Source organism: Rhodococcus sp. NyZ502 (assembly GCF_041464245.1).
Lineage (GTDB): Bacteria > Actinomycetota > Actinomycetes > Mycobacteriales > Mycobacteriaceae > Rhodococcus_F > Rhodococcus_F qingshengii.
Genome location: NZ_CP167155.1, coordinates 2109431 through 2122827, shown reverse-complemented (window position 1 = coordinate 2122827; position 13397 = coordinate 2109431). Strand labels below are relative to the sequence as shown.

The 13397-nt window shown below is 62.3% G+C and carries 10 protein-coding genes and 1 riboswitch; of the genes, 3 read left to right on the top strand and 7 right to left on the bottom strand.

All coding sequences use genetic code 11. The features are described from left to right. Positions 1 to 36: 36 nt before the first annotated feature. The 3 genes from ACBG85_RS09890 to ACBG85_RS09880 all read right to left on the bottom strand — a co-directional run bounded on the left by ACBG85_RS09890 (position 37) and on the right by ACBG85_RS09880 (position 4691). Positions 37 to 807, bottom strand: a complete 771-nt coding sequence (locus tag ACBG85_RS09890) for a glucose 1-dehydrogenase (RefSeq protein ID WP_003940866.1) — start codon at positions 805 to 807, stop codon at positions 37 to 39. Between the two features lie 14 nt (positions 808 to 821). Beyond that, the gene (locus tag ACBG85_RS09885) at positions 822 to 1169 is read right to left on the bottom strand and encodes a hypothetical protein (protein WP_007727425.1); all 348 of its coding nucleotides are present in this window, start codon (positions 1167 to 1169) and stop codon (positions 822 to 824) included. 234 nt (positions 1170 to 1403) lie between these two features. Further along, positions 1404 to 4691 (bottom strand): error-prone DNA polymerase, encoded by a 3288-nt coding sequence (locus tag ACBG85_RS09880; protein ID WP_372027354.1) that lies wholly within the window; start codon positions 4689 to 4691, stop codon positions 1404 to 1406. 268 nt (positions 4692 to 4959) lie between these two features. Between ACBG85_RS09880 and phoA the strand changes: the two genes are divergently transcribed. Then, positions 4960 to 6492 carry an alkaline phosphatase gene (gene phoA / locus ACBG85_RS09875; RefSeq protein ID WP_372027352.1) on the top strand — a complete coding sequence of 511 codons (1533 nt, stop codon included), beginning with the start codon at positions 4960 to 4962 and terminating at the stop codon, positions 6490 to 6492. A gap of 31 nt (positions 6493 to 6523) precedes the next feature. Here phoA and ACBG85_RS09870 read toward each other — a convergent pair whose 3' ends face one another. Genes ACBG85_RS09870 through ACBG85_RS09855 form a run of 4 tightly spaced genes read right to left on the bottom strand, consistent with a single transcriptional unit; the run spans position 6524 to position 10171 of the window. Beyond that, positions 6524 to 7294, bottom strand: coding sequence for a (2Fe-2S)-binding protein (locus tag ACBG85_RS09870; RefSeq protein WP_372027350.1), 771 nt, complete (start codon positions 7292 to 7294; stop codon positions 6524 to 6526). Then, positions 7291 to 8106, bottom strand: coding sequence for an ABC transporter ATP-binding protein (locus tag ACBG85_RS09865; RefSeq protein ID WP_372027348.1), 816 nt, complete (start codon positions 8104 to 8106; stop codon positions 7291 to 7293). The genes ACBG85_RS09870 and ACBG85_RS09865 overlap by 4 nt, the downstream gene beginning before the upstream one ends. Before the next feature lie 32 nt (positions 8107 to 8138). After that, positions 8139 to 9179 (bottom strand): iron ABC transporter permease, encoded by a 1041-nt coding sequence (locus ACBG85_RS09860; protein ID WP_054188140.1) that lies wholly within the window; start codon positions 9177 to 9179, stop codon positions 8139 to 8141. Continuing rightward, positions 9176 to 10171 carry an ABC transporter substrate-binding protein gene (locus tag ACBG85_RS09855; protein WP_054188177.1) on the bottom strand — a complete coding sequence of 332 codons (996 nt, stop codon included), beginning with the start codon at positions 10169 to 10171 and terminating at the stop codon, positions 9176 to 9178. The genes ACBG85_RS09860 and ACBG85_RS09855 overlap by 4 nt, the downstream gene beginning before the upstream one ends. Positions 10172 to 10286: 115 nt before the next feature. Then, positions 10287 to 10433: riboswitch (cobalamin riboswitch) on the bottom strand. A 71-nt stretch (positions 10434 to 10504) separates the two neighbouring features. Here ACBG85_RS09855 and ACBG85_RS09850 point away from each other — a divergent pair. Both ACBG85_RS09850 and ACBG85_RS09845 read left to right on the top strand, forming a co-directional pair. Further along, on the top strand, positions 10505 to 12625 hold the full coding sequence (locus tag ACBG85_RS09850; protein WP_007727439.1) for an MMPL family transporter: 2121 nt from the start codon (positions 10505 to 10507) through the stop codon (positions 12623 to 12625). Positions 12626 to 12692: 67 nt separating this feature from the next. Beyond that, complete coding sequence (locus ACBG85_RS09845; protein WP_223304434.1) at positions 12693 to 13160, top strand: hypothetical protein; 468 nt, start codon at positions 12693 to 12695, stop codon at positions 13158 to 13160. The last annotated feature ends 237 nt before the right edge of the window (positions 13161 to 13397 follow it).

The following is a 13397-nucleotide window of genomic DNA, read 5'->3' as shown; positions in this document are numbered from 1 at the left end:
TGGTGATCGGGTGACGTTCGGAAAGGGTTCTGCTGCTCAGAGGAGAGAAGCGGTGAACCCTCCGTCGAGAACCAGGCTGCTGCCGTTGCACCACGACGACTGGTCGCTCGCAAAGAACACTGCGGCGGCGGCAACTTCCTCGGTCCGGCCGTAGCGCGTCTGCTTCGTGACCATCAAGTCGTCGAATCCCCCGGACTCGAGGCCGAGGGCATTCTCGAAATCCTGCTGGTGACTCTTGACCAGGTCGGTATCGATGAATCCGGGCAGCAATGCATTCGCGCGGATTCCGTGGAAGCGAAGTTCGGCTGACAGGGTTTCGGTGAGATTGCGAACTGCTGCTTTGGCTGCGGCATAGCTGCCGATCAAAGGCGAGCCGGTGGTCGACGAGATCGACGAGATGTTCACGATCGAACCGCCACCGGATGCGACGAGAGCGGGCAGCGAATGACGCACTGTCAAGAACACTCCATCGAGGTTGACCGACATCACTTTCCGCCAGTCCTCGAACGAGGTCTCGATCAGCGGGGTCGTGGTGGCGATACCGGCGTTGGGTACTACGACGTTCAGTCCGCCGAACTCTTCGACCGCTCTGGCGACGAGATCCTTGACCTGCTGTTCGTCGGTGACATCAGTTGTGACAGCGATAGCTCCGTCGATCGAGTCCGCCACTGCCTGTGCTGCGCCACCGTTGATGTCGGAGACCACGACCCTCGCGCCCTCCGCCCCGAACGCCCGGGCAATGGCGGCGCCGATTCCGGCACCTGCGCCGGTGACAATTGCAACTTTGTTCGCGAGAAGATCGGACATGTCAGCGTTCCCCTTCAATTCTCGGTCGGGACGTAGAAAAGCAATTCGGGTCCGGTGTCGCCGGTGGTCGCGATGGCCTCGGACATGTCGAGAGTTCCGTCGCCCAAAGCACTTCCCAACGCCTGCGCGGTGCCCGCGAGATCTTCCGTGTCGAGTTGATAGATGCTCAGGTAGCGGCGCGCGGGCAATGCATCCTCGGGCAGCAACTGCACATCCGCCAGGAAGAATCTGGAGGCGGAGACAACTCCGGGCACTCGTTCGACGACCTGCGGAATATGCACGTCGTCGTACCAGCGGTTGAACGCATCCTCCGAAGACGGATCGGCGGGGTGTACGTGTGCGACGAGAATCGCTGTGCTCATGAAGTTCCTCTTCGACTCGAAGTGCTTTTGGTTCAGCGCGTTTGGAAGGCGACGATATTCACGCGCAAGGCAACTGACCGCGGCTGCGTGTGGTGAATCGATCGCGCTCAAACGACAACCCTAGGGAGCAAATGTGACCCGCACCATATGCTCGGAGGTCAGAGTTGAGCTCCACATTTGTCCTCTCGGCACAAAACTGTCTCTCGGCACTAACACGGTGGCCAGAATCAGGCGTTAACGGAAGTCTCGCGATTTGGCCGTTACTCGCAGATCCATCAGCTGCATCCGGTCTGCCACGACGGTGACAGCGCCTTCTGCATTCTGCACCTTCCCTCGAATAAGCAACGCCGGCGCCGTATTTGCCAATTTTCGGTACTTTGCCCACAACCCCACCGAACACACGACGTTGACCATGCCGGTTTCGTCCTCGAGGTTGATGAACGTGACGCCCGCAGCTGTGGCCGGACGCTGCCGGTGTGTGACTGCTCCCCCCACCAGCACACGGTCACCGTCCGGGATGTCGAGAAGTCTCGACGCCGGCACCACGCCGAGCGCGTCGAGCTGTGGGCGGAGGAATTGTGTCGGGTACGTGTCGGGAGATACTCCTGTCGCCCAGACATCCGCCGCCGCTAATTCGACGTCGCTCATGCCGGGCAGGGTGGGAGCTGTGACCGACGCACCGATACCGGGCAAGCGGTCGGGGCGCTCCCCCGCCGCAGCGCCCGCTGCCCACAGCGCTTCTCTACGCGAGATACCGAAGCTGGCTAGCGCACCGGCGGTCGCCAGCGATTCAGCTTGTACGGTAGTCAGTTCCACCCGCCCGGTCAGATCGAGAAACGACGTGAACGGTCCACCGAGGTCGCGCTGTTCGACAATTTTCTCGGCGAGTGCATCGCCGATGTTGCGCACTTCCCCCAGCCCCAGCCGAACCTCGAATCCACCTGCCTCGACGGTGGCATGCGCGAGGCTGACATTGATGTCTGCACCGTGTACCTGCACTCCGTGCCGGCGCGCATCGGCAACCAAGGACTGCGGCGAGTAGAAACCCATGGGCTGCGCGCGCAGAAGTCCGGCGCAGAACGCAGCGGGATGATGAAGTTTGAACCACGAGGAGTAGAAGACCAGCGCGGCAAAACTCTGTGAATGGCTTTCCGGGAAACCGAAATTAGCGAATGCATACAGCTTTTCGTAGATCCGGTCGGCAACCTCGTCACCGATGCCGTGTAGGTCTCGCATGCCCTGATAGAACCTCGCGCGCAGTTGTTCCATCTTCTCGGTGGAGCGTTTCGATCCCATTGCCCGACGCAATTGATCGGCCTCGGACGGCGTGAAGCCCGCAACGTCGACGGCCATCTGCATCAACTGTTCCTGGAACAGCGGAACCCCCAACGTGCGTTCGAGTGCCTTCTCGAGCGACGGATGGTCGTAGGACACAGGTTCGAGTTTGTTGCGCCGACGAATGTACGGATGCACTGATCCGCCTTGGATCGGCCCCGGACGGATGAGCGCGACCTCGACTACCAGGTCGTAGAAGTTTCGAGGCTTCAGACGCGGCAGTGTCGCCATCTGCGCACGTGATTCCACTTGGAACACACCCACCGAATCTGCCCGCTGCAACATCTCGTACACCGCTGTTTCCGACAGATCGAGTTGCGCCAAATCGACTGTGATGCCTTTGTGTTCGGCCACCAGATCCATCATGTAGTGCAAAGCTGAGAGCATGCCGAGGCCGAGCAGATCGAACTTGACCAGCCCAGCGGCAGCGCAATCGTCCTTGTCCCATTGCAGGACACTGCGATTGGCCATCCGCGCCCACTCCACCGGGCAGACGTCGGCGATGGGACGATCGCAGATGACCATGCCGCCCGAGTGGATACCGAGGTGCCGCGGATAGCCTTCGATCTGCGCCGCCAGTTCGAGTACCGGACGCGGAATATCGGTATCCGCATTCTTGTCGATACCACCCCACCGGCCGACCTGCTTACTCCACGCATCTTGCTGTCCCTGCGAAAAGCCCAGCGCCCGAGCCATGTCCCGCACCGACGACTTTCCTCGATAGGTGATGACATTGGCGACCTGCGCGGCATACGTACGCCCGTACTTCGCGTACACGTGCTGGATCGCCTCTTCCCGGCGGTCGGACTCGATGTCCACGTCGATGTCCGGCGGGCCGTCACGTTCAGGCGCAAGAAACCTCTCGAACAGCAGTTTGTTGCGAACCGGATCGACATTGGTGATGCCGATCGCGTAACACACCGCCGAGTTCGCAGCGGAACCTCTTCCCTGACAGAGGATGTCGTTGTTCTTGCAGAACGACACGATGTCATGCACCACCAGGAAATATCCGGGAAAGTTCAATCCCTCGATGATGGCAAGTTCATGTTCGAGCTGTTCGTATGCCTTCGGTGCACCTTCCGACGGTCCGTAGCGTTCCAGCGCCCCCACCATGGTGAGCTCACGCAACCACGACGCCTCGGTATGCCCGGCTGGCACGTCGAACGGTGGCAATTTGGGCGCGATGAGCTTGAGATCGAAAGCGCACTCACGACCAAGATCGGCGGCACCACTGACAGCCTCGGGATAGAGCGAGAACAGTGCCGCCATCTCCGCGCCGGACCGCAGGTGCGCTCCGCCGGTAGGGGCCAACCATCCTGCTGCCTCGTCCAAGCTTTGACGCGACCGCACAGCCGCCATTGCCATGGCGAGGCGTCGACGCGGAGGAGCGGCGAAGTGCGCGGCGGTGGTCGCCACCGTACGTAGTCCATGCTCTCTCGCCAATTCGGCCAGAACGGCATTGCGCTCGTCGTCCTCCGCCAACCCATGATGAGTGAGTTCCACCGACACTCGCTCCGCCCCGAAACGCTCGACCAGATCCCCCAAGGCATCCGCCGCTGCTTCGCGACCACCCGACGTCAAGGCTTGCCGCACATGACCTTTCCGGCACCCGGTCAGGATCTGCCAGTGGCCACCGGCCGCTTCGGTCAGCACGTCGTAGTCGTACTGCAGTTTGCCCTTCTCGCCGCCCGCCAGATGCGCGGCAGCGATCTCCCGCGAAAGCCGGCGATACCCTTCCTGCCCACGGGCAAGCACCAGGAGGTGTGTTCCACCGGGATCTGCCGTGCCGGTTCTGGGTACCGAATCCAGAGACAACTCGGCCCCGAACACGGTGCGCATTCCCCATTCACGTGCGGCTTCCGCAAACCTCACCACGCCGTAGAAGCCGTCGTGATCGGTGACGGCGATAGCTTCGAGCCCGAGACGCACTGCTTCCTCGACCAGCTCTTCCGGCGGTGATGCACCGTCGAGGAAACTGAAGGCCGAGTGAGCGTGCAGTTCTGCGTAAGGAACTACACCGGCACCACGGGTGAGCTCGCCCGCGTGGTACTCGCCGCGCTTTCTTGACCAGGCGGGGCTGTCGCTTCCATCGCCCGGAAACAAATCCTCATGTTCCACACGGCCGGGTCGTCCGGAAAGCACCCGTTCCATCTCGGACCACGTCGGCGGCCCATTTCCCCAACCCACACTGACCTCGCACCTGATCGAGTCGGCCGTCAGGGACGACCGACTGCTCGAGGATGCCGAAAGGGAAGACGCACCACATGCATCGAACTGATGTTCGATGCAGATTCAGTCTGACAGGTCACTCACCCACAGTCAACAGAGCGAATCTCAACCCTCACCGTCTCGTCACATTCAGATGTACGCATGTCTGCACTCCGTTCACTTTCGCCCCAGATCATTAGCGGCGTTCATAATCTCCATCCATACTGTTTCCAGGAGTACTACTCGTATGTCGTTCTCGCGCAACACACGTAGGTTGACGGCCGTCGCCGGCGCCGTCGCCGTTCTGGCCGCTGCCGGCTGCAGCAGCAGCGCCGACGAGGCCACCGGCTCGAACGGCGCGACCGTCGATCGCGCCGCGACCGGCGAACTGTCCTCGAACGGTGGCGCTCGTCGCATCGACGGTGATCAGTCGGCCGCAGTGCGCGACGCCGTCAATGCCTCCGGCGCGAAGAACGTCATCCTCCTGATCGGGGACGGCATGGGCGACTCGGAGATCACCGCCGCACGCAACTACGCCGAAGGCGCTGCGGGCAGCTTCCCCGGCCTCGACGCCCTGCCGATCACCGGCCAGTACACGCACTACGCACTGACCAAGGACGGCAAGCCCGACTACGTCACCGACTCCGCAGCCAGCGGATCGGCATGGTCCACCGGCACCAAGACCTACAACGGCGCGATTTCCGTCGACATCAAGGGGCAGGCCCAGTCGACCGTCCTCGAGATCGCCAAGGCGAACGGCAAGGCCACCGGCAACGTCTCCACCGCCGAGGTGCAGGACGCCACCCCCGCAGTGCAGGTCGCGCACGTCAGTGGCCGCAAGTGCTACGGACCGGAGGCAACGTCCAAGTCCTGCCCGGAGAACGCCCTCGAGAACGGCGGCAAGGGATCGATCAGCGAACAGCTCCTCGACACCCGCGCCGACGTCACCTTTGCCGGCGGCGCCAAGTCCTTCGCCGAGACTGCGAAAACCGGTGACTGGCAGGGCAAGACACTCAATGAGCAGGCCGCCGCCCGTGGCTACCAGCTGGTGAAGAACGCCGCCGAGATGAACGAGGTCGGCAAGGCCGATCAGGATGCACCCGTGCTCGGCTTGTTCGCCGACGGCAACATGCCCGTCCGCTGGGAAGGCTCTGTCGCCACCCGTGACGGTTACCTGCAACCCGCCGAAACCTGCGTCGACAACCCCAAGCGAACCTCCGACGTGCCCAAGCTCGCGGACATGACTCAGAAGGCCATCGACCTACTGAAGGTCAACGACAACGGATTCTTCCTCCAGGTCGAAGGTGCCTCGATCGACAAGCAGGATCACGCAGCCAACGCATGCGGTCAGATCGGTGAAACCGTCGACCTCGACGAAGCTGTGCAGAAGGCACTCGAATTCGCGAAGACCGACGGAGAAACCCTGGTCATCGTCACAGCCGACCACGCTCACACCAGCCAGATCGTCACCAATGTCAGCGCCGACGACATCGCCACCATCGCCAAGGACCAGAACATCCCGGTCGAGCGCGCCCAGGAAATCGTCTACCCCGGCCTGACCCGCAAGCTGACCACCAAGGACGGCTCGGAGATGACGATCAGCTACGGAACGTCCGAGGATCCGGCCGTCGAGTCCGAAGGACACACCGGAACTCAGTTGCGCGTAGCAGCTTTCGGCCCGCATGCGGCCAACGTCAGCGGTCTCACGGACCAGACCGACCTGTTCTTCACGATGACCGACGCGCTGGGACTCGACCGTTCCAAGGTCGCAGCTCACTGATCCGATAACACCTGAATCCGCCCACCCACAGTCACACCAGAGCAGCCAAGGCGCGCACCCGATCTTCGGGTGCGCGCTTCGGGCAACTGGTGCATTTGCCTTCACCGGGTACCTCGTAGATCAGGCAGCACGACGCCCGCTGCGTGAATCTGCGTCGCCCGAATGCCACCGGCGTCAATGGATTACTTACGCGCACAGCAGATTCTCTGCGATCCACGTCCACGAAACGCGGGACCGGAATGCCCGGGTTCTCACCGCGGAGAACATCGATCAGACCGGCCGCAAATGCACTTCCGCGCTCCCGCGCATTACCGGCGGCATCGAGGCTGCGATTGGCGATGGAGTCCGTCGTGATCGCCCACAGCGCCTGCTGCCGAACGCCGGACACCTCGGCGAGTACCTCGATCACGGGATTGAGCGAGCGGAACATCGCGTGGCCCAACTCCGCCACACTCCGCGAGATCGGAATGACCGATCCGGCAGCAAAACCGCCCAGATAGCCGTTGTCACGCAAGAAGATCCGCCCACCGTCCAACGATGGATCGGCCGCGAACCCGGTGACCATCCCGGTTCCGATCGGAATGCCGGTCAGCGTCGAGCTGGCCGAGTACCACCACAACGTGCCGTTCACTCGACTGTCCGCACTCCCCCATCGCTCTGCCGTATCGGCGACACGTGCTGCCAACCACTGGGGGTCGGTCATCAACACCGCGGGCACCGTATCCGGATACGCGCTCAGGTTGTCGAAGAACGGCACAGCTACTGCCATACGGGCGTAGATCCCGGCCACCGATTCCGTCATGCCAGCCCCAATATCTCCATCCGCGGACGTACTCCGCGTTCGACTCGCGCCCTGATGCCGAAAACCTCGGCCAACAACGGCTCGTCCAACACCTCGACCGTAGACCCACACGCGCGGAGTTCACCTTCGGTGAGCACGGCAAGGTTGTCGCAGTACTCGACTGCCAACCGTAGATCGTGCATCGTGACCACAACTGCGAGCCCCGCCGACGCAAGTTCGGTAAGCAGTTCCATCACGATCAACTGGTGACGAAGATCGAGATGATTGGTCGGCTCGTCCAACAACAGAACCTTGGGCTCCTGAGCCAATGCGCGAGCTATCGAGACACGTTGCCGCTCACCACCCGACAGGGTCGATACGTCTCGTCCGGCAAGCACGACCAAACCGACCTGCTCGATGCACCGGTCCACGATGGTGGTATCGCGCTCCGTGCTTCGGTCCAACCAGCTGCGGTGCGGAGTTCGTCCGAGCGCGATCGATTCACGAACCGAAAGTCCTGCCGAGACAGTGGGTTCCTGAACACTTGCCGAGACAGTTCGGGCGATGTCCTTACGCGAGAGCGTCGTCGAGTCGACTTGATCGATCAGAACTGCGCCACCTGTCGGCGTCAAAGCGTTGTAGCAGCAGCGCAGCGCCGTCGTCTTGCCACTGCCGTTCGGCCCGACCAAGCCCAATATTTCACCGGACTTGACTGCGAAAGTGATGCCGCGCAACACTTCGCGATTTCCGAGCCGCGCCCGGGTCTCGACGAGTTCGAGCAGGGGCGCAGTTTCGGAGTCTTTCGGGAGTGTCACTGTTCTGGTCTGTGTCACTGTTCTGGCCTGTGTCACTGTTCTGGCCTGTGTCACTGTTCGAGCCTCCGATACTGCCGGTAGAGCATCCAGACGAAGATCGGTGCACCCACGAGGGCCGTGATCACTCCGACCGGAACTTCAGTGGATTGTGCCACCGAGCGCGCAGCGGTATCCGCGGCAACCATCGCGACGGCGCCCAGCAGGGCTGCAGCAGGGAGCAGTCGAATTGCTCTGGTGCCGACGATGAAGCCGGCCAGATGCGGGATCAGCAGACCGATGAAACCGATTCCACCGGCAACGCTGACTGCTGCGCCCGCGAGTACGGAGACCGCGAGCAAGGACAAGACACGGAACCGTCGGACGTTCATACCGAGTGCAGCGGCCCCGTCGTCACCGGTCTGCAAAACGTCCATCCATCGCGAACTGAACAGAAGGGCTGTGCCGACGACGGCGAGTGCGATCGTCGGGAAGATCAGCGTCGACCATCGTGCATCACCGAATCCGCCGGCAATCCAGTGCATCACCGACGTCACGTGCCGATCATCGGCCAATACCAGGATGCAAAAGGTGATGAGCGCCGAGAATATCTGGGCGAGCGCGACACCCACCAAAATGATCGCGGTCGGCTGCGGATACCGGCCGCCGATCAGCAGTGCGAGAAACAACGGGATCATCGCCCCGGCGAATGCTGCGACCGGAATCGTGAAAACCCCGAGGAGGCCGGCGCCGAAACCCAGCACCGACACGAGCACCACCATGAATCCCGCGCCCGACGAGACTCCGAGCAGATACGGATCGGCAAGCGGATTACGGGTGACAGCTTGAGCAACTGCACCTGCCATGGCCAACGAAGCACCCACTACCGCGGCAGTGAGTGCACGTGGCAGGCGGGAGTCGATCACGATCGACTCCCGCGCCGCGGTCCACCACGTCTCGAAAGTCCCTGGCGCCAAACGGGCTCCGACTATCGCCCAGACGTCACCGACGGGAATGCGAACCGATCCCAAGGAGACGGCCAACCCCAGGACGATCGCCAAGGCGACCGCCAAGCCGACAAGCAGGGCGCCGTACCCGTAACGCGTGCGGGTCACTTCGCCGCGTCAGCGCCTGGATGGAAGGCTGTTGCGATGGTCTGTGCCGAACGCACCAACCGTGAACTCTCGAACAGGTCAGCGAGAGGAACCACGACGAACCGGTTCTGCTGCACAGCAGGGGTGGTCGCCATCAACGGCTGGGCACGGAGGAAGTCGATCTTCTGCTCGGCTGTCTTGTCGCCGTAGTCGATGACCACGATTGCCTGGGGTGCACGCTCGGCAACAGCTTCCCACGATGCGTCGATGTAGGGCTTTGTCCCTTCGGCGAAGATGTTCGAGACGCCGGAGTATTCCGCGACCAATTGACCGACGCCGACTCCGCCGATGGTCGTCGGAACCTGGTCACCGCTGTCGTAGAAGAAGGTCGGTACCGGCGCCGCGTCTCCGACCGAAGCGCGGACGGAATCGAGACCATCGCTGATCTGCTCTGCGACCTCGCGGGCGGAATCTTCGACGCCCAGGACTCGACCGAGTTGCGTGTAGTCGTTCTCGAGCAATCCGATGTCGGGGAAACCGGTGCCACAGTATTCCGAGAAGAGGAAGGTGTTGATTCCGCGCTCGCCGAAAGCGTCTCGGGAACGGCCTTGCTTCTCGTTGAAGGCACTGGTCATTCCTCCGACCACGAAGTCCGGATCGACGTCGAGGACCTGCTCCATGCTGGGGAACGTATCGGAAAGGCTGGGAATCTTGTTGAATACATCGGCGGTCTCGGCAGTTGGCGGGTTGTCGCTGTACGCCCGCCCGACAATCCGATCACCCGCGCCGATCTCGATGAGGGCTTCGGTGACGTGTCCGTTCAAAGACACGATGCGCTGCGGCGGCGAATCGAAGGTCATCTCGCGATCGCAGTTGGTCACGGATACCGGCTGTGCGAAGGATTCCGCAGCAGACGCCGACTCTGATTCCTGACCTTTGGAACAACCTGCCGAAACCAAGGCGACCGCGATGAGAACAGCGGCGGCGCGGGACGGGGAGAACTGAAGTGACACGGGGACCTCGTAAGGGCTCTGAGCCACGAATGAGAATCCGACAGACAACTCCGCCCGCACGCTGATCCTCGGCCAGAGCTCCTGCTGGACTTCCTTTTCGTAGACCACGACGAATGGATGTCGCACACCGCGCGGCGGGTAATCGGGCTTGCCGACACTCGGTGACTACCGAGAATCGACCTACCGTTGCGGGTCAGCGCCGGATTCGGACCGGCTTCCCCCACACGCGTGGCTTGCAAGTGCTTCGAGCAGTATGCATGACGTTTCCGATTCAAGACCAAACGCCCACTACAGTCGATCTGGCCAGACGCCCCCACACACCGGAGTTGATACATGACACGCTGGGCCCAAACCGTCGTCGCCCGGAAATGGTGGGTACTGAGCCTCGCGGTTCTGATAGTTCTCATCAGTGGGGTGTGGGGACTCGGAGTGTTCGGCAAGCTCAGCCAGGGCGGCTTCATCGATCCGGGCAGCGACTCCGCGAAGGTCGCCGACATCATCGAAGACAATCTCGGACCGCAGACCCCGGACATCATCGCGATCTACTCGCCCACGGACGGCAAGACTCTGGACGACATCGGGCCGGCAGTGACAGCCGCCGTCGACCAATTCAAAACCGAAGTGCCGACCGCTTCGGTGAAATCGTATTGGGGAACAGACGCCGCAGCGAAGGCCAGCCTGCTCTCGAACGACGGATCCATGGCGGCCGTTGCGATCACGTTGGCACCGGACTCGGGCGTCACGCCCGCCACTTTCGCCGATCTCCTGCCGAAGCTCGAAGTCGAAGGTGCCGAGGCACAATTCGCGGGTAACACCGTCGTCGGCGTCGCATTCAACACCAAGCTCGAGAAGGACCTGGTGGTCGCCGAAGCCATCGCCATTCCGATCACTCTGGTGCTGTTGGTCTTCATCTTCGGCGGCATCGTCGCCGCTGCCGTGCCCGTGTTCGTGGGTGTACTCAGTGTCCTGAGCGCTTTGGCCGTTCTGCGAATCCTCACGCTGATCACCGATGTGTCCTCGTTCTCGATCAACGTCGCTTCTCTTCTCGGGTTGGGACTTGCCATCGACTACGGACTGTTCGTGGTCGGTCGGTTCCGTGAAGAACTGAATTCGGGCTCGGACCCGGGAGCGGCTGCTCAGCGGACAGTTCTGACGGCGGGTCGCACCGTCATGTTCTCGGGTCTACTGCTGATCTGTGCGTTCAGCGGCATGCTCGTATTCCCCCAGGCCGTCATCCGGTCTCTGGGCTTCGGCGCGATCGCCGCAGTATTGAGCGCGGCCGTCCTGTCGCTGACCGCTGTGCCTGCGCTGCTTGCCATTCTGGGGCATCGCATCAACGCCCTGACGTGGCGCAAGGATGCGGCGCAACGCGGCGAGGAACGCTCGCGCAAGTTCTGGGGCCGCGTCGTCACGTGGGTGATGAAGCGTCCGGTCGCAGTCTCGGTGACGATCGTGGCTGTGCTGCTCGTGATGGCCTCGCCGCTGCTCGGCGCCCGGCTGGGAGAACTCTCGTACACCGCACTACCGGACAACGACCCCGCTCGCGTCGCAATGGACACGTTGGTCAACGACTTCCCGCAAACCGGAAACGGCGCAACGATGATCCTTCAGGCCGAGGACGGGAACACTCTCACCCCGGCCGAAGGTGCAGCGATCGCCGAGTCCGCCGGTCGAGTCGAGGGCATCGGTCAGGCGACCGTCGTCGCGAGCACCAATCAACTCGTCGCGGTTCAGGCTCTCTACAGCGAGGGCTCTACACCCCAATCACAGAGCGCCGCAGTGACAGATCTGCGTGCGATCTCCGCTCCCGACGGAACGGTGCTGCTTGTCGGCGGCGGTCAAGCCATGGTCGACGACGGCAACAACGCCGTCCTGCACTGGCTACCGGTGATGATCCTCATCATGGTCGGATCCACCCTGATCCTGTTGTTCCTCGCGTTCGGTTCGGTGGTGCTGCCGATCAAGGCGGTGCTGATGGCAGCCCTGAGCCTCGCGACCACCTTCGGTGTCCTCACCTTCGTCTTCCAGGACGGACACGGCGTCGAACTCCTCGGGGTCAGTCAAACTCCGCTGGAGGCGACGTTCGTCGTGCTCATCCTGGCGGTGGTGTTCGGATTGTCCACGGACTACGAGGTTTTCCTGATGTCACGGATGGTCGAGGCCAAGAACGCGGGAGCGACGACAGAGGAAGCGGTCAAGTTCGGAACCGAGCGCACCGGCCGCATCGTGACGGCTGCCGCCTTACTCCTGATAGTGGTGACGGGGGCCTTCGCAATGTCAGGGCTGTCAGTGATGAAGTTCCTGGGCGTCGGCATGATCGTCGCGCTGATCGTCGACGCGACCATCATCCGCATGTTGCTCGTGCCCTCGCTCGTGAAGTTGATGGGCGAAGCGAACTGGTGGGCTCCTGTGTGGATGAAAAAGGTTCACGCGAAGGTCGGCATCGGCCACTGATCGCGACTGGATCATGTCGCTGAAGAGTCCCTGGGATCCTGCGGAGAGCCGTGTTTGACTAGGGGTCGTGGATGACTTACCTGAGAGTGTTGTGGTCGGCTCAGCAGTGTTTTCGCGTGTCGACTCGGACGATTCGTTGGCGTGCTGGACATCGATCATCGATGTCCAGGGGGTCGGTGACTCCAGGCCGGTGAGTCTGGTTATCGAGCCGGCCACCGTGCCGGAGTCTGCGGTGTGTGAGCTCGCTGCGACCGTGATGGCCCGGTTCGGTGAGTTTGCCGAAGTCGCCGCCGATTACCTGCGTCAACAGCTGCGTGGGCCACAGTTCGGCCTCCGCCACTCCGAACTCGTGGAGTTGGACGCCACGGAGTCACTGTTCGGCGAACCTGAGGCGGTGATCTGGGCTGACGGAACCTGGCTGCTGCGGTTCGCTGAGTCAAAGCTCGAGATGGCCGATCCTTTCGGGATCGGTGTTCTGTTCGAAGGAACGACTCCGTATGCGGTCGAGGACTTGTCGGGCGCTGAACCGGCCTAGGGTTTGCCGGCCTGTCCACGCCATCGCCTCGACGATGGTGCGCCGGTCTACTGGCGGACGGCGCATGGCCTTCACACCCTCGGAACAACGGCCGCCCACATCTCATCCGAAATCACGTCACGCGACGCAAGGACGAGCGCGCACCCCACTGCGCCCGAAACTCTTCAGCAACAGACCTAGTGGATTTCCCTGATCGGGCAGTCGTCCTCGAGGATGACTGCCCGATCGTCTAAATCG